Genomic DNA, 20,570 nt, shown 5'->3' with positions numbered 1-20,570 from the left:
GAACAACTTATGAATATTTACAAAAAATGGATTTTATATGTTTTATTACTTCCTTTGCCTCTTATAATGGCACTTATAGCATTGCTTTATATCTATGATCCCTATCAACTTTTTCACAAGCCCTATTTTAGAGAAGAAACCTTTTTTGATAATAAACGCATACAAAACAGTGGCATTATCAATAGTTATAATTTTGACTCTATTATACTTGGGGCTTCTATACTTGAAAACATTTCCACACAAGAAGCAAATCACAAATTAAATGGTGCTTGGGTTAATTTGGCTCTGCCATCAGCTACCTTACAAGAAAGAAATTTATTCTTAAATTATGCTCTTCAAAAAAAACAAATAAAAAATATTATTTACTCCGTTGATACTTTTGCATTAATAAATCCAGAATTTCAACCTATTGATATGTCTAGCTATGACTTTCTATATAACAACAGCTTCTTTGACAACTTTAGACCCTATCTTTCAAGAAGATTTATAACTTGTGCTATTACTTTCTCAAAACAAGAAAAATGTGTAGGCAAACTTAAAGATTATAATACAAAACCTGATTGGTTCAATCCAGACAGATTTAATGGTTTTGAAAATTGGCTATCAGACACCAAAACTAGTCAAAAAGACAAGAATACTCTTATACAAGCCATACTTAATAATATCCCTCTTGCCACCTCAAGCGATACAAATCTAGAATTGCAAAAAAAATATCTAACAATTTACCTTTTGGATGCTATAAAAAACAATCCACACATAAATTTTTACCTAATTATACCAACCTATCCTAGAATACATTATAAAATCTTTGTTTCTGATGTTTATCCCAATCAAGATGGCACACTATTTTACAAATATAGCTTTTTATTAAAATGGTTAATAACCGAAACCCAAAAATATTCTAATGTTAAAATATACGGTTTTGATACCCTAGAATACGCGGACAACCTAAAAAATTATTCTGACTCTGTGCATTACAACACTGATATGAATTCTATGCAACTAGATGCAATTAAAAATGGTACAAATATTCTAACACCACAAAATATGGAGGAATATTTTAAGATTATGGAAGAAAAAATAAGAAATTATGATTTAACCCCGCTAATAGAACAAATCAAAAAAGCCACACAAAATTAGTTATTGCTAAATATTCCATATTTATAATCATTTCATTTTGTTATGACAAGTATAACGCACTTGCATAACATTCCTCCTCTTGTCACCACAAGAAATAGACATTATGATAACCCCTCTTTCATTAACGCAAGAGCGTAGTTTGTGGCAGTCTCAAGAAAATTACATAAGGTTTAAATAGTAAAATTCTCTACAACTCTTTTTAGAATGCCACGATTTGCTTATGCAAATCTTATAATAACAAGAAAAACAATCTACATAAGGGGTTTGGCAACATTGATAATTACTCTATTCTAAAGACTTTACAATATAAGTTGGAGAAAAACATCGCTACAAGAGTCTAGAAAAATTAAGGTGGCCTAACTAATCATCACTACAAGTAAAGCAATAAAGCTTAACACGATATTACAAGAATATTTAAGAGTATTGGTTGCTCTTTTAGATTTGCACTGCACTGTGTTTGTAGATAACGCTTCTTGCATGCTTTGTTGCTTCACTGCTTGCAATGAAGCTCACCTGTTACCGCAAGTAGTGGAACACTGCGTAGCAGTCTAAAAAAGTCCTACATTAAAAAGTTTTGTATGTAAAAGTGATTTAGAATTTGTGTCATTCTTTAAGGAGCATAATGATTAAAAACTCTATTTATCTTTTAGGCTTGTTTGTAATGGTTAGTTTCTTTTGAAATTCTTCGCTACTCTCAGAATGACAAGAATTACCTTTATTAATAATTCTTTTAGAATGTCACAATTTGTTTTGCAAAACCTGCAATAACAGAAAACTAGATTCTTCGCTACGCCTAGAATGATACATTAGGTATCCTAAAATGTCATTAAATGTCATTACGAGCAAAACTTTAGTTTTGTGCGGTAAAGTAATGAATTCACCTAAGATTCTTAGTTGTTGTTTATAGATTGCTTCATCACTCATGCTTCTTAGCAATAACAAGATAAAAAGTGCCACACTATAAAGAGCTTAAAAAGTTTGTAAAAGTCTCACCCATCATCACTACTAAAGTTTGAAAAGCTCATGTCAGTCTAAAAAACAACAAAAAACTAAAGTAATAAATTTATATCTTTAGCATTTCAAATTATTTGCAACACTCCTTATTGCAAAACATTTTATTAAATTCACAATAAAGACAACTTGCACTTCTCTTGGTGCAAATAATAGGAATTTCTTTCTTCTTTGCTTCATTTCTAAATTTTTTCATCGTATTATGATTTAAAAAATTAGTAAGCATTACCAAACATGAAGTATTTTGTGGAATATCCTTGTGATTTACACTCTCTCTCCTTCCATCCCAATGAGTAATTTTACTACAACCCAAATTTTTTAACACAGCCTTAATGGGAGTAATTTCATCTCCTCCAATCACTAATACAGACATTTTTTCTCCTTAATTTAAAGATTTGCTACAATTTATATTAAAATGATAATCAATATTAACTTAATAAAAAATAAAAATAATTCTCATTTTATTTTTGATTTGTTTAGCTTTTTTTGTTAAAATAAGAATAAATATTTGTCTAAAAGCAAGTAATTTCTAACAATTTAGCAAACAAGGAAATTTTTAAATGAAAAAATACAAAGAGTCTTTTAAAACAATTCTAGATAGATTACACCTTTCCATCAAGAAAAACAATCTCAAAAATTCCAAACAAAGAGAATATGTTTTAAAAGCAATTTATGAAGATGGAGGACATTTAAGTCCTGAAGATATTTTTGTAATTATCAAAAAAACTTGCAAAAATGCAAGTGTATCTTCCATCTATCGCATTCTAGCTTTTTTGGAAAAAGAGGGTTTTGTAAATTCTATTGAAATTGATAAAAGTGGCAAACGCTATGAAATTGCTAGTGGATTGCACCATGATCATATTATTTGTGTAGAGTGTGGAAAAATTGAAGAATTCTGTAATGAAGAAATTGAAAATTTACAAGTTGAAGTAGCAACCCACCACAAGACAAAGCTTGTAGGACACGATATGCTTTTGTATGTGGTTTGTGAAAAATGTCTAAAATCCCAAAAATAGCCAAAAGGTGGGCTATTTTTCTTTCACATCTTTTAAAATATCTACTTCCCAAAAAAATTCAATCCAATCCTTTGCCTCTCTAATAAAATAATCTGGCTTAATACTTGCAGAACTTTTATGAAACAAAGTAGCGGTTTTAAACTCAATATTTGTATGTATCTCTTTTAAAATCCTTAAAACTTTCTCCATACTCACACCGCTATCAATAATCTCATCCACTATTAAAATACGCTGTGCCCCATGAATTTCTGGAATATTTGAAATTTGGATTTGTTGTTGCACTTTATTAAAAAAAGATACCGCACTAATGCTATAAACTTTTCTAATATCTAGTGCAATGCTTAAAAAGTGTGCCATTGTCAGCCCTCCACGAGAAATAGCCACAATCCCATCTGGATTAAAATCAAGCTTGCTTAATAGCTCTTTTATATCCTCTCTAAACATTTCATAACTATAATACTGCATATTTCCTCCTTGCTAATAAGTTTGTATTTCATTATAAAGACTATCACGCTCCACTGGGATAAATCCCGCATCTTTAATTTGTGAAATAATCTCTTCTTTTAAGATTCCATTAGCACTTTTACTTCCACTAGCACTCTGTATCGCTTCTTTTTGGATAGTTCCATCAATATCATCTGCACCAAACTCCTGTGCTACAATTGCCAAATTCATCCCTAAAGTAGCCCAATAAGCCTTAATATGTGGAATATTTTCCAAAATAATTCTAGAAATTGCAAGAGTTTTTAAAATCTCTTGTCCGCTTGGAAATTTCTCCACTTTTAAAAAATTATTTTCTTTTTGATACACAAGAGGTATAAACGCATTAAAACCACCACTTTTTTCTTGCTGTTTTTGCAAACGCAAAAGATGATCAATTCTGTGTTCCCTGCTCTCTACATGTCCAAAAAGCATAGTAGCATTAGATTTTTTACCTAAAGTATGCCAATATCCATGAATATCCAGCCAAGTTTTAGAATCCACCTTGCCCTTACAAATATAATCCCTAATTTTTTCATCAAAAATTTCTGCACCGCCCCCAGGCATGGAATCCACACCACTTTCTGCCATAAGCTCTAGCACTTCTTGATAGCTTTTATTTGCCAATTTAGATATATAATTTACTTCTGCTGCTGTCAGTGCTTTTAGGTGGATTTGAGGAAATTTTGCTTTTAAATTACTAAAAAGTTCCAAATACCACTTTAAATCCAATTTTGGATTATGTGCCCCTACTATATGGAGCTCCAAAGCTCCTATTTCAATAGCTTTTTGCGCCTCTTTAAAAATCTCTTCTTGACTCAAAGTATAGGGATTTTTATTCTTTCTATGTGCAGAAAATCCACAAAACTTACAAATATCTGCACATTCATTTGTAGGATTAATATGACGATTAGAGTTAAAAAAAACTTTTTTGCCAAATTTTTTTTGTCTAATTTCATCAGCCATTTTTCCTAGCGTAAAAATATCAAGCTCATATAATTTCATCGCATTGTTAAATTCTAAAAATTCATTGTTATTTGCCATACTTTTTCCTAAAAATTCTTTGTCGCATTTTAAATATATTATCTAGATTATACATAGTTTTGCTTTAAAGCAATGTAATAAGCTTTGTTAATTTTATGGGAATTTTATTTATATTTTTCTAAAATTCTAATTCTATTTTTAACTTTATCTTATTTATTATTTTATCCTAAATAATAGAATAAGTTTAATATAAGTTAAATAAACTTAATTATAAGGTTATTTACCTTATTATTTAAGCAATATTTCAATTAAAACTATTAACAAAGGCATATTTTTATGAATAATTATTCCACAAAAGAAGTCTTTTTAGAGGACAACACCTTAATCACTTCCAAAACAGATTTAAAAGGTAAAATCATCTATGGCAATCAAGATTTTATCAAATATGGAGAATATACTGAAAAAGAGTTTTTAGACAAACCGCACAATCTTATCCGCCACCCTCAAATGCCAAAAGCTGCTTTTAAACTGCTTTGGGAAACTTTATATAAGAAAAAAGAGTTTTTTGCATTTGTATGTAATCTTTCTAAAAATAACCATACTTATTGGGTATTTGCTAATATCACACCCTCTTATGATGAACAAGGCAATGTAATTGGCTATTATTCCGTAAGAAGACGCCCTAGCAAAGAAGGAGTTATGACAATGCAAGGCATTTATAACAAATTATTAGAAATTGAAAAAACACAAGGAATGGAAAAATCTTTTGCATTTGCACTAGATTTCCTAAAAGAAAATAAATTAGAATGGGATTCTTTTATGGTGGAACTACAAAATAAGGGCAAAGAAGGGGGTTATAGATGAAATCTTGGCATTTTGTTATTCTTACTTTTCTTTTAATATCATTAAATATAATTTTAGATTTTACATTTAATATTTTCTTAATAAATCTATCTATTCTGTGTCTTAGTTTTTTAACACTTCTTTTAGCATTTTTCAAAATTAAAAGCAGGGAGGACTTTATTAAACAAGTAATAGCTGTGGTTCATAATTATGAAGAAGGGAAATTTGAACCTAGAATTTTAAATCTAAGCAAAGACAAAGATTTATTAATGATGGCAAATAGTCTTAATACAACTGCTGATAATATTGAAGCTTTCATGAGAGAAATTTCTACCGCTATCCACTCTTCTCAAGAAGGAAAATATTATCGCCTTGCATTTCCTCAAGGACTAAAGGGTGCTTTTTATCATAATATTTTAAATATCAATGAAGCTCTTGTAAAAATTGAAGAAAATGCAAAAGACAATCTTTCTAATGCTTTAGCCAAAACTCTTATGAATATGAATCTAGAAAGTCAAAATACAAATCTAAATAAAATATCTACAGATTTAGATAACAATCTTGAAGATATGGGAATTGTCAATAAAAGCGTTGAAGAAATTGCTAAAGATGCAAAAAAATCTCAAAATGAAATCAACCACATCACAAACACAACAGATGAATTAATGGATATTATCCAAGAAAATAGCTCTATTATTGAAAGCTTTGCGCAAAAATCTAAAGACATTGTTGCAGTAGTTGGTATCATTGGAGATATTGCCGATCAAACCAATCTTTTAGCACTTAATGCCAGCATTGAAGCAGCACGTGCTGGAGAAGCTGGAAGAGGATTTGCTGTGGTTGCTGATGAAGTAAGAAAACTTGCTGAAAAAACCCATAAGGCTACGACTGATATTAACATTGTCGTCCAAACTATGCAACAAGAAATCTCAAATATTCAAGAAGGCTTTGATAATATCGTAAAATCTACAAATACCACCCATCAAAATATTATTTCTTTCAATGATGTTTTTAATCAAATGGAAAAAACCACCACACATTTAAAAGAGATTTTTGCAAAACTCTCTTCTAAACTAAGCCTAAATGGTTTAAAATTAGAGCATATCCTCTATAAATCTAACCTCTATCTAAGCTACAACATCAAACAAGAGACTTGCGATTTTACAAATCTTAGTCCAATCTCTAAACATCTTTCTTTAGAAAATGAGTGTTTAAAAATCAATTCTAGCACTTTTAATTCTCTAAAAAATCTTGAAGATATTTTACACAAAGACACCAATAAAGCATTAGAAAATCTAAAACTACCACTCACACAAGAGAGCTTGGGAGCAATTATAGAAAACTTTAAATCTATAGAAAATTCTTCTAAAGAAGTAATGGAGCTATTAGAAGCATAAGGAAACCCTTATGCTTATGCACTTAAGAGCTTGTCAATTAGTGCATTATTAAGAGGTTTAAAAGGGCTGTCCAAAAGATTAGCAAAAGCAAGTTGATTAAGACTTAGATAGCTTTCTTCATCAAATTTTTCTAATGTTTGTTTATTTCCTAAAATATTTCCAAACGATTCTTCTAGCTTTTTCCAAATATCTGAAAACTCTGAACTTACTCCGTTATTTGCACTAAGCAAGGAACTAAGAGAAAAATTAAAATTGCCAGATTGAGAAGCACTTAAGCTAAAATTTCCATTATTAATCTCTAGGCTACTACTCCAAGTAGAACTAAAATTAAAGCTAATGCTTAAATTTTGTATATATGCCTTTGTGGCAAACGCATTTAAAGAACCCCCCAAAATTTCTTCCATTCCATTTTTAATAGGCTCATTTGCTTCTTTATCTGCCACTAAATCAATATGGTGGATATCGCCCACTCTACCATCATCAAACAAAATATCTGCCGTTTTTTGTTTAATACCTAATAAGTCGCCATTTTCTCCCCTCATCATTTCTTGATTTTCTTTAGCGTCTAAATAAATAACTCCTATTCCTTTTTCACCAAGTCCTACCAACTCTCCTTCTCCATTTTCATTAGGAGACCAAATTCTTAATTTATCATAGATAGGATCTTCTTTATCAATCTTTCCATCTTTATTGCTATCATATGCACTTAAGTCTTTAAAACCATCGCCACTTTGAGTGCCAAAAAGCTCATTCCCATCATTGATTTTTCCATCACCATTCTTATCAAGTGCTAAAAATCCAGAGCCTTTTTTTAGAGTAGAAATTTGATCTTTTTTGCCATCACTATCTAAATCAAAACTCATCTTAGTATCACTAAGCTCTGTTCCATTGCCCTCATAATCAATCACAAGAGGATCAATCACATTAGAGCCACCGCCTGTGCCACTTCCTGTGCCTCCTCCTATGCTACCCCCTCCATTAATTTGGATATTTTGGATAAAACTTTGTGATAGACTAATACTTAAATCAAGTTCTTTTTTAACCCCATCACTTCCAACAATCGTTCCTTTAATAGACAATTCTAAAGATTGATGGAAACCTTGAGTAATGCTTATACCGCTTTGTGCGCCACCAATTTGAATAGGTTTAGAACTTGAAAGTTTTCCGCTTAAAATAAGTTCCATATAATCTTGGATACTTAAGCCTCCAGAATTTCCTGAACTTACACTATTATTGCCCTTATGAGAATTTTGTATTTCTTCCCAAACTTTTAAAATCTCATTTTTAATTTCTGCTATTTTTAAAAGAGTGGCAGAAACAATTTCTTTTTGCATATCTCCTAAACCGCTAAATGAAGGCCTGCTAGAAGATATAATAGAAGAAGTTTTGCCCTCTTCTTTTTCTTCTAATGTAGTAGGAACATCATTTTTTGGAACACTATTTGCTTTATCTTTTGTAATCTCTTCTCCAAGAGCACTCCAATGCGTGGTGGTATATGAGGCTTGTAGAGAAGAGAAATTCATACTAGTCTGCATGACTTTCTCCTTTTTGTAATAAATTTACCCTCACAATATCGGAACTTTTTCAAAAAACTAAATATCTTTTATTATATTTTTTAAATTTTTAATAAAAAAATTCTAAAAACCCCCTATTTTTAGGAATTAATTTTCATAACTTTTTATTAGCTTAAAAAAAATATTTAATTATATAAGCTAATATTAAATAAAGTTTTAATAGAATTCCACCTCATAAATAATTTCTTTAAAAACAAGGAGACAAGCCATGTCCTATGCTAATAGCGTTATACAAAAAATTCAAAAGATTTATCCTGATCAAATAGAATTCCACCAAGCAGTAAAAGAAGTTTTACATTCTATTGAACCTGCCCTTAAAAAAGATTCCCGTTATGAAAAATTTAAAGTATTAGATAGGATTGTAATCCCAGAAAGACAAATTAATTTCCGCGTAACTTGGGAAGATGACAAAGGAGAAATTCAAGTAAATCGCGGTTATAGAATTGAATTTAGTTCTCTTCTTGGACCTTATAAAGGTGGTTTGCGTTTCCATCCAAGCGTAAGCGAGGGAACTATTAAATTTTTAGGTTTTGAGCAAATTTTCAAAAATGCTCTTACAGGACTTGCAATGGGTGGTGGAAAAGGAGGAAGTGATTTTGATCCCAAAGGCAAAAGCGATAGAGAAGTAATGCGTTTTTGTCAAGCTTTTATGAATGAACTTTATCGCCATATTGGAGCTCACACTGATGTTCCTGCAGGAGATATTGGTGTAGGTGGGCGTGAAATTGGCTATCTTTTTGGACAATACAAAAAGCTAACCAATCGTTATGAAGGTGTGCTAACAGGCAAATCTTTGCTTTGGGGAGGTAGTCTTGTTAGAACTGAAGCTACAGGTTATGGCAGTGTGTATTTTGCACAAGAAATGCTAGAACATAGCGATTTTGATGGACTAGAGGGCAAAACTTGTTTAGTTTCTGGAAGTGGAAATGTAGCAATCTATACAGTAGAAAAACTGCAACAATTAGGTGCTAAACCAGTAACTATTAGCGATTCTAAAGGCTTTATCTATGATGAAAGTGGTATTGATTTAGCTCTTTTAAAAGAAATCAAAGAAGTAAAACGCGAAAGTCTAGAATCTTATGCAAAAGCTAAAAAAAGTGCTAAATGGACTAGCATTCAAGATTATCCAAAAGATCACAATCCATTATGGGCAATTCCTGCTTATGCTGCTTTCCCAAGTGCTACACAAAACGAACTTAATGCAAAAGATGCAGAAAATCTACTTAAAAATGGTTGTAAATGCGTAAGTGAAGGTGCTAATATGCCATCAACCATTGAAGCTGTGCATAAATTCCTAGATGCAAAAATTTGCTATGGTCCAGGTAAAGCTGCCAATGCGGGTGGAGTTGCAACAAGTGGCTTAGAAATGAGTCAAAATGCCTCCATGACTTCTTGGACTTTTGAAGAAGTGGATAAAAAACTTCACAATATCATGCGTCATATTTATGCAAGCGCTTCACAGACTGCAAAAGAATTTGGAGAGCCTACAAATCTAGTTTTAGGTGCCAATATTGCAGGATTTAGAAAAGTTGCTGATGCAATGATTGAGCAAGGATTATAAAAATCCATATTCTTTGCAAGGCTTCCTCTATTATTGCAAGGCTCACTTATGAGCCCTAGCAATCTATTTATAAATCTTTAAAAAGAGAATACAAAGAAATATTAAGTGCCTTAGAGATTTTATAAATATGTTCTAAATTAAAATGCTTTTTATAGCGGTTATTTTCACAATTTAAGTAAAAAGCTACTGATTTAATACCTATTTCCAGTGCTAAATCAAGCTGTGAGATACCCTTTTCTTCTCTTAGTTTTCTTATTTTGCTAGATAGTTTTTGATGAAATTTATCAATCTCTTTTTGGTGCAATTACTAAAATCTTCTTTCATTATTTATTCTATAGGATAAATTTTGATTCACAAAGAAGAAAAATGAAAAATAAAATTATTAAAGATGGCAAGAAAAGAGTGTTTGATTTTAAAAACACTAAAAAGTAAAGGTAAGGAGAATGCAAGATGACAAAATATCTATCATTGCAATCAATTATACAGGTATTATAAGGAATATTTAACTATAAAATTAGAAATGACAACAAAATTCCCCTTATGCAAAGAGTGCAAGGTTATAATAATATCAGGATTGACTCTCTAGCAAAATACAAAAAAAGAAATTTATCAATTCTTTATAGAAGATACTAAAGAAAACTTAATGGAAGTTTCAAGCAATGGGGAAGTTAGATTCAGCCATCAAGAAAATCTTTTATAGGAGGCATTATGAAAAAGTTTTTGTTTCTATCGATAGTTTTAGCAAGTCTTGGGTTTGGGAATAATTGTTCTGCTTACGAGAGTTATTATGAAGCAATTAGTCAAGCCTATGAGTTTCAAAAAAAATTTGTCAATTCCAAGTATTCAAAGCAACTATATATTATCTAGAAAAGGAACTTGAAATATTACTAAAAAAGCCAAAAGAGAGCTTGAAAAGATGTTACAGAGAAAAACAGCTTCAATTAATGCAACAATATGGACACTAAAAATAGGAGAATAAATATGATTGGTATCACTATTGGAATAATAGCAGTGGTCATTTTGTTTGTATTGTATCTACCCTATTACGAAGAACCTTTATGGCGTTTGGGAGGATTAGCATTAGTTATCATAATGATTATTTATATTCCTTGGTTATGGGCTTTTGCAGTTTTTCTTTTGATTTCTGCACTGGTTGCCAATTACAAGGAATAATCATCATTTAGTTTAACTTATAAAATTTTACAAATAAAGAGTGTTGCTATTGGATAGTTTCTTATAATGGTGAGAAATATTTTACAATATCACTATAAAGCGACAAAAATAATTTATAAACTTTTCTTGTAGCTCGATAGCCAAAAGTTATCTAATAATAAAAAGCTCAATATGCAAATACACTTTATACTTTTGGCACACCTTAAATGAGAAAATTTGCCTTTAAATAAACCTCTACAAATACCCTCTCCACTTTCAATAAAATCTACCCTCTTCTCATTTTAAGAAATATTAAAGCTTCTTCTGTCATTGCGAGAAGGCGTAGCCGACGAAGCATACAAGCGAAGCGTTATCCACGAACATAGCGAAGTGCAAATCTAAAAAGAGCAACCCTTAAAGGCTTTTTTTAGACTGCTACAGCTTCTTACGAAGCTTCGCAGTGACACGATGGGTTACCCTTAAAAAGTCATTACAAAGAAGCTTTACTTCTAAAGTGATCTAAAAGGCCTACACTAAACCTTTGCAATGCATTCAATTTCCACTAAAGCATTCTTAGGCAAAGTTTTAACTGCTAATGTGCTTCTAGCTGGTTTATGTGTGCCAAAAAATTCTGCATAAATTTCATTTACAAGATTAAAATCTTCCATATTATTCAAAAAAATCGTAGTTTTAACAACCTTATCCAAACTGCTCCCACCTGCTTTTAAAACCTCACTTAGATTATTTAAAACCTGTCTTGTTTGTGCTTCTATACCTTCTTGCAACTCTCCATTAGCATTAAGCCCAATTTGCCCTGAAGTATAAATCATACCATCTACTTTAATTGCTTGAGAATAAGGACCAATTGCTTTAGGTGCTTGTGAGCTAAAAATTATTTCCAACATGATTTTTCCTTTACTTTATTTTTTAAATAGTATAAAATTATAGCTAAATTTTCATCTTAACTAAGGATTAAAATGTTACACAAAACAAGTAAAATTGCCCTTATGGCTCTTATTTCTTTATCTTTTAGTGCAAATATATTTGCAGATACTTTTGTGCAGGTAGCTCCCAAAAAGAAGCCTATGCCTATCTCTCCGCTCACACCTTTTGATAAAGCTTTGCAAAAAGAAATTGCAAAATATCCAAAAGATACTGCTTTTTATATTGATGGAAGAACAGGGAAAATTATTTCTGCTACAAAACCTCCCAAAATAAAATCCCAACCACCCAAAATTCACCCAAAACCAAATACACCCGCTCCAAAATCCCCAAAAGCTCCTAAGCCTATTCCTTATGAAATGCAAGAAGAAAGAATTGAGCTTTTACAATAGGGATATATGATGATTAAAGTTGAACTTTTAGGACCTCTTGGTAACCAAAGCTTAGAGTGTGAAATTTACTCATTAGAAGAATTAGGCAAATATCTTCAAGCCTTACCCAACATCAAAGACTATTTAAAAGATTGTGCAATTGCTATCAATGATGAACTTGTGCAAGATAAAAATATTGTTTTAAAAGATGGAGATAAAGTCTCTCTTTTGCCTCCTGTTTGTGGTGGATGAGAATTAAAGGAAGTTTATTTTGGAAATCACTACAAATTTAGAAATCTATCAAGGCGGATTAGATACTCAAAAAATTTATCAAAATTGGCTTAATTTTGGTGCGGATAACAATTTTGGTGCAAACAGTTTTTTTATTGGTTTAGTGCGTGAAGAAAATGGTATAAGCGGACTTAGCTTTGATATTTATGAACCTCTTTTGATAAACTGGTTTAAAGCTTGGAGTAAAAAAGCATTAGAAAAAGAGGTTTATCTCAAAATGGCACATTCTCTAGGTGATGTCAAAAACCATCAAAGCTCTTATATGGCAGGGATTTTTAGCCCCCAAAGAAAGGCAAACCTAGAAATCTTTGAAGAATTTATAGAAGATTTTAAACACCATGCACCTATTTGGAAATATGATTTAAAAAATGGTAAAAGAATCTATGCAAAAGAAAGAAGCCATAAGCTCCCATTTAGCGGAATTTTAGCATGAGAATAGTTGCATTTACAGGAAATTCAAACAGCGGAAAAACTACTCTTATAGAAAAGCTCTCTTTACTTTTAAGTCCTCATAAAAAGGTAAGCATCATAAAACACGATCCAAAAGATAAAGCAATCTTTGATACAGAAAAAAAAGATTCTGATAGATTTTACAAAAGCGGTGCAAATGTAGCAATTTATGGAGCTAAAAAAAGTGCTATCCATTTGCAATATAGCCCAAGCTTAGAAGAAATTATTAATTTTCTTAGCCCATGTGATTATCTTTTTATAGAAGGCTTAAAAGAGCTACCCTACCCTAGAATCTGTGTTGCTAGAGGAGAAATAGACACAAGATTTTACCCTTATATTCTAGCATTAGCTACTACAAAAGATACACAAACTTCACAAGTCCCAAAACACCTAGATTTACTAGACTTAGACAACACACAACAAATTTTAGATTGGATTAACACAAATATAAAGGATCAAAAATGAAAAAAGCTAAAATCGGTATCCTAACCCTATCAGATCGTGCGAGTGCTGGTATTTATGAAGATATTTCAGGAAAGGCGATTTTAGAAACCTTAGAAGAATATCTTATCTCTCCTTGGGAGAGTGTTTATCGGGTAATAGGCGATAATCAAGAAGAGATTATCCAACAACTTAAAGAATTAGCTGATATTGAAAAATGTGATCTTATCGTAACTACAGGTGGAACAGGGCCTGCACTAAGAGATGTAACACCCGAAGCCACAGAAGCAGTCTGCACCAAAATGCTTCCAGGATTTGGAGAACTTATGCGACAAACTAGCTTACAATATGTTCCTACCGCAATTCTTTCAAGACAAACAGCAGGTATTTACAACCAAACTTTAATTATCAATCTACCTGGCAAACCAAAATCCATCCGCGAATGTTTAGATGCAGTATTTCCTGCCGTGCCTTACTGCTTAGACTTAATTGGTGCTGCCTATCTCCAAACAAATGAGGAAATTATTAAGGCTTTCCGCCCAAAATCTTAAAATATTGCTTGTATTAGAGCCATTCATTATGGCTTTATTGCATTCTTTTTTTAATCATTCTTTAAGCCTAAGCTAAAATATTACACTACAAATAAATTTTTATATCTATTAGTCTAACATTTTTTAAAACAAAAAAATAAAAATAGCATTTTGACTTTAAACATCAAATAAGTTTAAATTAAAAAGTATTTTTATAAAAGCTCCCAAAACAACAAAAATTATATAACTATCCTCATAAAAAATTAAAGCCTTGGATAGCTTATTGCTAGAATACAAGGTTAAAAAATACAATTAATAAACCTTTAAAGACTACATTAACGATTATTTTAAATTCCCTTTTTAAGATACTTCCATAATTTTGATAGAAGTTTATAGCTTCTAATTATTGCATCAAACAAGCTTTGCACAACTTTTAAATTTTAAATAAGACAGTTTAAGATTTTTGCACCAGTTTTTATAATACTGTTTAATTTATTGCTAAAATCAACTTCTTGCTAAAAATTTCATACAATTTTGGCAATATTTAAATTCTATTGATTTTAAAAGGAGGTTCTATTAATTTTATAAATTTTTTTAGAACTTTCCTTTTAGTCTATAAAAATATTATTTTTTAAGCCCTATAGCTTCTTGCATAAGTTGATCGGCCGTAGTGATAGATTTTGCACTCATTTGATAACCTCTTTGATACACAATCAAATCTGTTAGAGCAGTCCCTGTATCCACATTACTTGTTTCTAGCATTCCATCTAAAACTGTTCCATATTTTAAGTTTGCCGTCCCATCTTCTTCCCAAGCCATAAGAGGAGGACCACTGACAACTGCAGTTTGTCCATTAATGGTTCTTACATTCATTTCAAAAAGATTCCCACCAATTTTGCTTAATCCTTGATCATTTACAAAAGCAGCAATTCCAAATCTTCCAATAGGCTCTGTTTTACCATTTGTAAAATTTACCAAAATAATCCCATCTTGATTAATAGTAATATCCCTCATAATTCCCGCTTCTGTTCCATCTTGTTTAACAGATTTCAAAGCAGAATCTGTATAAGCAAAGTTGCTAGATTTTTTACCATCTGCACTTTGGGTTAAATCTACCCTAATATTCCCCCCATTAAATGGCACATCAAAAGGTTCTCCTATAGGCGTTCCATCTGGATTAAAGCTAAGCTCATTAATCACAGGCTCATCACTCACCATTACTTTACCTTGGGAATCATAAATTGCTGTTCTAACCTCCCAACGCTCATTAATAGGAGGATTAGCTGTGCTATCTCCTTGCTCTATTAAAATATACTGGGATTTTAAAATAAATTTCTCTCCACTCTCACTAAAAACTTCAATATTAGTTTCATAAGTTGGCACATTAAGCTGTGTAGTGCTAAGTGCATTTGCACTTACAACCTGCCATCCCTCTTTATCCTCTTCAGGACTTTGTGTGCTAGAGCTACCAACCCTTTGGTAAAGCACTCCATTATAACTTACAAGATCATCTGTATCATAGGTTGCTCCTGCCTCATATTCTGGAATACTACCGCTTACTTCATCAGAAATCTCCTCCCAACCTTTTGTGGCCTCACTTGGCGGTGCTGGTATCATTTCATCAGGATTGTCTGGATTTGGTATCATACTAATATCTTCATTAGTGCGTCTATATACTTTACCCTCATACACCACAAAATCATCTTCCTTATAGTTTTCCACCTTACCCTTATCATACTCATTAGCCCTACTTGTATCTACTAATGTCCAACCTTCATTATCAATAGGACTCTCCCCTCCATTACCTGCTCCATTTTTTTGAAAAATCAATCCCTTATATTTAATATAATCACCCTCTTCATAATCCTTATTGGCTTCAAAATCTTTAATTAAATGATTCATAGGAGAATCAAGCTCCAAACCATTTCCGCTTAAACCTAGCTTATCAGCTAACTTTCCTTTAATATCCACTTTAATATCTTGCATTCCATAATTACTTACATAAAGAGAGCAATCTTGTGGATTTCCTTCGCTATCTAAGCGTAAATTTACATCTAAACCTGTTTGTTTTTTCACTAAATCTATAAATTCTCCAACACTTTTAAAGCCATTCTCCCCTGTGCCTCCATAGGTAAAAGTATAATCTTTCTTCACTCCATTTTTTTCAATACTAAAAGTAATATCTTTGTAATTTTTAGCATCAAGGGGTTTGCCACTAGCATCCATAAGTGTATTAAAATCTTGAGCTAAAAATTTATCCATATCAAATGTGCCATCTGGTTTTAAAAGCACATCACTAATGCCTTTACCATTTTGTGAGCGGTTTAAATTTACAGAAGCATTTACTTCTGTTGTAAGTGTAGGAGCATATTTTAAATCTTTAGGAATCTGAATGGGCTTTAGCACAGAACCTCCAAGATTTGCGTAATCTTCTTCTAAGTTATTTGTGCCTGTTAATGTCCCATCTGGAGCAATCTTGCCCAAATTAATCCCATACATATAATAACCACTAGAATTTACTAAATATCCATCTCCATCAAGACTAAAAGAACCATCGCGTGTAAAATAATTTTGTTGCACTTGATAATTTGGATTTTTAATATCAAATTGCCCATTAGGATTAGTCCCTACCACAAACCAACCTCTTCCACTATAGGCCACATTAAACTGTCCATCTGCTTTCACATAAGTTCCATCATTAGAATTGATTGCATTAGAACCAACAGTTACCCCAAAATTATAATCATTAGAAACAGGGGAATTAGAATTAATATAATCTAATCCCGTTGCAAAAAGACTTTTAAATTCTGCATTATTTGCCCTATATCCTGTTGTATTAACATTGGCAATATTATTAGAAGTTACATCTATCCCAAATTGATGGGTTTTAATTCCGCTAATTCCGCTATAAAGTGAGCCTACCATTATGAAGCCTTTCTTTTACTTTCTGGTTCTGGTAAAGGTGGTAATTCTATCCCTTCACCCGTTTTCTTATAATAAGAAGTTACATAAATAATTGGAACGGTTAGATTATCCCCTAATTTTACATAAGGAACACCACCCTCAAACATAATACTTTGCACTTCACCTCTTCCAAGTTGCGTTTCTTTGTATTTGTTGGTTTCTGGATCAAGATTATATTCAGCCCTTACTGTATAATCCCCCTTACCTACATAATTTCCTTTATTATCTCTTGTATCCCATTCAAACTCTACATATCCCTCTTTATTAAGATATTTATAATTTCCATCTTCATCTTTTTCAGCCAAATCAATTTCTCTAATTACTTTATTATTTTTATCAGTAATTGTAATTTTTGGAGAACCTTTGCTAGGATCAATAGGCTCATCAAAATAAAGATCAAATTTAATTGCCTCATTTTTCTCTACTTTCAAAGCTGTAAAAGGAGTTTCAGCGATATTTCCTATCATTCCTACAGTATTGTATCCGCCTAAAATTGAGCTATCTTGAATCGCACCTGCAAGAACACCCATAGTTTCAAGCATTTTTTCTTGTGCTTCTACCAACTTTTCTTGTGCTTCAATTGTAGCTTTATTGGTTTCTTGCATAGAAGCCATAGTAGTAGTCATTTCTTCCATTGCTTTTTTCATCTGCATTTGTGCTTCTACTTGAGTTAATTGAGCAGTTTGTGTTAAAATCTCTTGAGTTTCCATAGGAGCCGTTGGATCTTGATTTTTTAACTGCTCTAAGAATAATTTCATAAAAGCTTCTGTTCCTAAACCATTATTGAAATCATCCTCATCATCTGGTAAAGGCTTATTTCCTGGGAAACCACTTCCGCTATCCCCATCTTCGCCACCATTATTGCCTCCATTATTGCCATTATTTCCTCCATTTCCCCCGTTGCCTCCATTTCCTCCATTGCCATTATCACTACCATTACCGCCATTGCCATTGTCTCCCCCATTACTACCATTTCCACCATCACCTGTGTTGTTATCCCCTCCATTGCCTGTATTTCCGCCATCTCCTACACCGCCTGTGTTGTTATCCCCTCCATTGCCTGTATTTCCGCCATCGCCTACACCGCCTGTGCCACCATTACCTGTGTTGTTATCCCCCTTATCTCCTTCATCTGCATAAGTTGAAATTTTATGAGGATTTTCTGGATTTGCCGCACTTCTTGCAGAAGCAAATGAGGAATAATTCATATAATTATTAAATCCTGATACTGTCATTTGTTACTCCTTAGGCGTAATATGAAAAGCTAAGTTCTAATTGTGCCACTTCTTTTTGCACTTCATTAGCTTCTTTATAAGCTGATAAGCCATTTTCGTTCCACTTTTTAGAATCTTGGTGCTGATTACTGTGATTTCCTCCATTATTTCCCCCAAAATTTCCACCACTATTACCGCTAAAATCAAAATCTATGGAATTTCCTTGTATATCTTTAAAATCCATTGTAATATCATTAAAGCCCATATTACTAAGCTCTTTTTTGAATTCCTCAGAATATTTCATAAAAAGTTGCAATGCTTGAGGGTTGGAACCTATTTGGATATGTATATTATCGCCACGCTTAATAAGTGTTAATTCCACACTGCCTAAATTTTGTGGATTAAGCTCTAAAGTAAGCTTTGTAACAGGCGGACGATAATTTGCAATTACATCTTTTAAGTTGGAGCTAAAATAGCTAAAAGTCTGCAATGGAGAGAAACGCTCTCTTTGAACTTGAGTTTGAAAATTAGCTCCTATAGCTTCATTTTGATTTTTCTCTTTTTCCTTTTCTTTAGTTTGAACAATTTCTTGCGTTTCTTTAGAAACCATTTTTTCTTTTGTGTTTTCTGTGCGTAAAAGATTATTTAAAAAATCCACTTCTCTTGCTCTTTGTTCTTCGTGATTTTGGGTTATATTTTTAAAGTCTTCTAAATTAGGATTTTTAAGCATTTCAAACAAATCACCCTGCTTATACTTATCTTTGCTTACCTTTTTATCTTGCGGTGTTTCTTTGGATATCTTTTCATCTTTTTTAAAGCCTGTGTTAAAAACTACTTCTTTAACTGCTTCTTTTAACCCCTCTTTTTGCACTTCTTTTATAGGCATTTCTTTTAAATTTTCTGTCCTTTTAGCATTTTCTTGCTCTTTATTAATGTTCTCTTTAAAAACCTCTTCATTTTTTATTTTATCTTCTTTAAAACTAAATTCTTGATTTTTGCTTTCTTTAACTTCTTCTATCACTTTAGCTTGCTTACTTTCTTTTTCTTTTGGAATTTCTATTTGAGAACCATCATCTTTTTGTTTCTGTGTTTTTTTACTCTTTTCTTCTTTTACTTCTTTATTTTTCATCTCTTTTTGCTGGGGAAGATTTATTTCTTTATTTTCTTTAAGATTTTCATCTGGCTTTTTTACTTCCTTAATTTCCATTTCATTTTTATCTTGATCTTTAGAAAGTTTTTTATTGCTTATAGTTTTATTATCTACAACTTGCACTTCTTCTTTAATTTCTTTTTTGACATCTTTATTAATATTTTCTCCCCCTTGTTTTTTGCTTTCTTTGATTTCTTTTAAATCTTTATCATATTTTTTTTCAACCATTTCTTTAATATTTAAAGGCTCTTGTATATTTTTAAGGATTTTATTATCTTTTTTAGCTTCTTTATTGTCTTTTGTAAGTTCTTTATCTTGCAAAATTTGATTAAAAAGATTGGTAGATTTTGGTAATTCTTTTTTAATATTCACAAAAAATTTTTCACTAATATTTGGCGTTTGGTTAGTGTTTTGTGCTTGTTTGTTTTCCAGTTTAACTTGTTTAAGGTTTAATTTTAACTCCTCTGCTACCCCTATTACATCTTTTAGAGTTTTAACCTTCTCTTGCAAATTTTGTGCTTCTTGCTTCAAATCTCTTGTTTTAACTTCTTTTAAGTCTAACTTTAATTCCACTTCTTTATGAGGATTACTTTTTACTTCCTTAAAATTTATTGAATCCTCTTTAGTGTTTTTTAATCCTTCTTTTTTAAAATTAATATCTTTGGTGGTTTTTGCTTTAAAATTATCTAGCAAATTATATTTTTCATCTAAAGTTTGCAAAAAGCCATTTTTTACTTCTTTGTTTTCTTTATGGGGACTTAGCAAGTTTTCTTTAGAGTTTATTTTAACATCTTTTTTAAGTTCTCCTTTCTCCTCTTTAGAAATGCTTAAAAAATTATTTAAAAAATCCCCAAAATCTGACTTTTCCTCTTTTGTGTCTAAAGAAGATTTTTTATTAGTTTTGCTATTTTTAATTTCCTGAATATTACTAGATATATCTAAAAATGGAAGCATTATAAAACCTCATTGCTTGTATTTTATGTTTAATAAAAAACTTTAACTAAAAAGCTAAAAGCAAATTTCATTCCTTTTATTTTCGCTTATTTTTTAAGCATTATT

General features: G+C 31.4%; 21 protein-coding genes. 11 read left to right on the top strand and 10 right to left on the bottom strand.

The window, feature by feature from the left end:
- The first annotated feature begins 9 nt into the window (after window positions 1–9).
- Entirely contained in the window at window positions 10–1,140 is a 1,131-nt protein-coding gene (locus B6S12_RS00330) for a hypothetical protein (protein WP_111228827.1), read from the top strand.
- 738 nt (window positions 1,141–1,878) lie between these two features.
- Here the strand turns inward: B6S12_RS00330 and B6S12_RS10935 are convergent.
- Window positions 1,879–2,097 (bottom strand): hypothetical protein, encoded by a 219-nt coding sequence (locus B6S12_RS10935; protein ID WP_146239338.1) that lies wholly within the window; start codon window positions 2,095–2,097, stop codon window positions 1,879–1,881.
- A 127-nt stretch (window positions 2,098–2,224) separates the two neighbouring features.
- The gene (locus tag B6S12_RS00325) at window positions 2,225–2,524 is read right to left on the bottom strand and encodes a DUF2325 domain-containing protein (RefSeq protein WP_111228826.1); all 300 of its coding nucleotides are present in this window, start codon (window positions 2,522–2,524) and stop codon (window positions 2,225–2,227) included.
- Between the two features lie 187 nt (window positions 2,525–2,711).
- On the opposite strand from B6S12_RS00325, the gene fur reads away from it, so the two are divergent.
- Complete coding sequence (fur, locus tag B6S12_RS00320) at window positions 2,712–3,167, top strand: ferric iron uptake transcriptional regulator (protein WP_111228825.1); 456 nt, start codon at window positions 2,712–2,714, stop codon at window positions 3,165–3,167.
- Between the two features lie 12 nt (window positions 3,168–3,179).
- Here the strand turns inward: fur and B6S12_RS00315 are convergent, their stop codons facing one another.
- Complete coding sequence (locus tag B6S12_RS00315) at window positions 3,180–3,632, bottom strand: phosphoribosyltransferase (protein WP_111228824.1); 453 nt, start codon at window positions 3,630–3,632, stop codon at window positions 3,180–3,182.
- A 12-nt stretch (window positions 3,633–3,644) separates the two neighbouring features.
- Entirely contained in the window at window positions 3,645–4,691 is a 1,047-nt protein-coding gene (gene mqnE, locus B6S12_RS00310) for an aminofutalosine synthase MqnE (RefSeq protein WP_111228823.1), read from the bottom strand.
- Window positions 4,692–4,967: 276 nt separating this feature from the next.
- Here mqnE and B6S12_RS00305 point away from each other — a divergent pair, with 276 nt between their 5' ends.
- Together B6S12_RS00305 and B6S12_RS11625 are read left to right on the top strand one after the other, a co-directional pair.
- Window positions 4,968–5,495, top strand: a complete 528-nt coding sequence (locus B6S12_RS00305; protein ID WP_111228822.1) for a PAS domain-containing protein — start codon at window positions 4,968–4,970, stop codon at window positions 5,493–5,495.
- Complete coding sequence (locus B6S12_RS11625) at window positions 5,492–6,871, top strand: methyl-accepting chemotaxis protein (protein WP_111228821.1); 1,380 nt, start codon at window positions 5,492–5,494, stop codon at window positions 6,869–6,871. The genes B6S12_RS00305 and B6S12_RS11625 overlap by 4 nt, the downstream gene beginning before the upstream one ends.
- Before the next feature lie 14 nt (window positions 6,872–6,885).
- Here B6S12_RS11625 and B6S12_RS00295 read toward each other — a convergent pair whose 3' ends face one another.
- The gene (locus B6S12_RS00295) at window positions 6,886–8,406 is read right to left on the bottom strand and encodes an EF-hand domain-containing protein (RefSeq protein WP_111228820.1); all 1,521 of its coding nucleotides are present in this window, start codon (window positions 8,404–8,406) and stop codon (window positions 6,886–6,888) included.
- A 247-nt stretch (window positions 8,407–8,653) separates the two neighbouring features.
- Between B6S12_RS00295 and gdhA the strand changes: the two genes are divergently transcribed.
- Window positions 8,654–10,006 (top strand): NADP-specific glutamate dehydrogenase, encoded by a 1,353-nt coding sequence (gdhA, locus tag B6S12_RS00290; protein WP_111228819.1) that lies wholly within the window; start codon window positions 8,654–8,656, stop codon window positions 10,004–10,006.
- Between the two features lie 67 nt (window positions 10,007–10,073).
- On the opposite strand, the gene B6S12_RS00285 is transcribed toward gdhA, so the two are convergent.
- A complete protein-coding gene (locus B6S12_RS00285; RefSeq protein ID WP_111228818.1) occupies window positions 10,074–10,310 on the bottom strand; it encodes a helix-turn-helix domain-containing protein in 237 nt (78 codons plus the stop codon).
- Between the two features lie 677 nt (window positions 10,311–10,987).
- Between B6S12_RS00285 and B6S12_RS00280 the strand changes: the two genes are divergently transcribed.
- On the top strand, window positions 10,988–11,179 hold the full coding sequence (locus B6S12_RS00280; protein WP_111228817.1) for a hypothetical protein: 192 nt from the start codon (window positions 10,988–10,990) through the stop codon (window positions 11,177–11,179).
- Window positions 11,180–11,691: 512 nt separating this feature from the next.
- Here the strand turns inward: B6S12_RS00280 and B6S12_RS00275 are convergent.
- Window positions 11,692–12,063 carry a RidA family protein gene (locus B6S12_RS00275; RefSeq protein WP_111228816.1) on the bottom strand — a complete coding sequence of 124 codons (372 nt, stop codon included), beginning with the start codon at window positions 12,061–12,063 and terminating at the stop codon, window positions 11,692–11,694.
- 72 nt (window positions 12,064–12,135) lie between these two features.
- Between B6S12_RS00275 and B6S12_RS00270 the strand changes: the two genes are divergently transcribed.
- The 5 genes from B6S12_RS00270 to mog are packed head-to-tail and all read left to right on the top strand — an operon-like array spanning window position 12,136 to window position 14,204.
- A complete protein-coding gene (locus B6S12_RS00270) occupies window positions 12,136–12,492 on the top strand; it encodes a hypothetical protein (protein WP_111228815.1) in 357 nt (118 codons plus the stop codon).
- A 9-nt stretch (window positions 12,493–12,501) separates the two neighbouring features.
- Complete coding sequence (locus tag B6S12_RS00265; protein WP_111228814.1) at window positions 12,502–12,723, top strand: MoaD/ThiS family protein; 222 nt, start codon at window positions 12,502–12,504, stop codon at window positions 12,721–12,723.
- A 19-nt stretch (window positions 12,724–12,742) separates the two neighbouring features.
- Window positions 12,743–13,195: a molybdopterin synthase catalytic subunit gene (locus B6S12_RS00260; RefSeq protein WP_425454646.1), complete on the top strand. Its 453-nt coding sequence runs from the start codon at window positions 12,743–12,745 to the stop codon at window positions 13,193–13,195.
- On the top strand, window positions 13,192–13,677 hold the full coding sequence (mobB, locus tag B6S12_RS00255) for a molybdopterin-guanine dinucleotide biosynthesis protein B (protein ID WP_111228813.1): 486 nt from the start codon (window positions 13,192–13,194) through the stop codon (window positions 13,675–13,677). Before B6S12_RS00260 ends, mobB begins: the two co-directional genes overlap by 4 nt.
- Window positions 13,674–14,204 carry a molybdopterin adenylyltransferase gene (mog, locus tag B6S12_RS00250; protein ID WP_111228812.1) on the top strand — a complete coding sequence of 177 codons (531 nt, stop codon included), beginning with the start codon at window positions 13,674–13,676 and terminating at the stop codon, window positions 14,202–14,204. Before mobB ends, mog begins: the two co-directional genes overlap by 4 nt.
- Before the next feature lie 603 nt (window positions 14,205–14,807).
- On the opposite strand, the gene B6S12_RS00245 is transcribed toward mog, so the two are convergent.
- Genes B6S12_RS00245 through fliK form a run of 3 tightly spaced genes read right to left on the bottom strand, consistent with a single transcriptional unit; the run spans window position 14,808 to window position 20,465 of the window.
- Window positions 14,808–17,108: a flagellar hook-basal body complex protein gene (locus B6S12_RS00245; protein WP_111228811.1), complete on the bottom strand. Its 2,301-nt coding sequence runs from the start codon at window positions 17,106–17,108 to the stop codon at window positions 14,808–14,810.
- Entirely contained in the window at window positions 17,108–18,382 is a 1,275-nt protein-coding gene (gene flgD / locus B6S12_RS00240) for a flagellar hook assembly protein FlgD (protein WP_111228810.1), read from the bottom strand. The genes B6S12_RS00245 and flgD overlap by 1 nt, the downstream gene beginning before the upstream one ends.
- Before the next feature lie 10 nt (window positions 18,383–18,392).
- On the bottom strand, window positions 18,393–20,465 hold the full coding sequence (gene fliK / locus B6S12_RS00235; RefSeq protein WP_111228809.1) for a flagellar hook-length control protein FliK: 2,073 nt from the start codon (window positions 20,463–20,465) through the stop codon (window positions 18,393–18,395).
- Window positions 20,466–20,570 lie beyond the last annotated feature (105 nt).

The sequence above is a fragment of the Helicobacter valdiviensis genome (genome assembly GCF_003245365.1).
GTDB classification, from domain to species: domain Bacteria; phylum Campylobacterota; class Campylobacteria; order Campylobacterales; family Helicobacteraceae; genus Helicobacter_D; species Helicobacter_D valdiviensis.
This window is presented reverse-complemented; position numbering and strand designations above follow the sequence as displayed.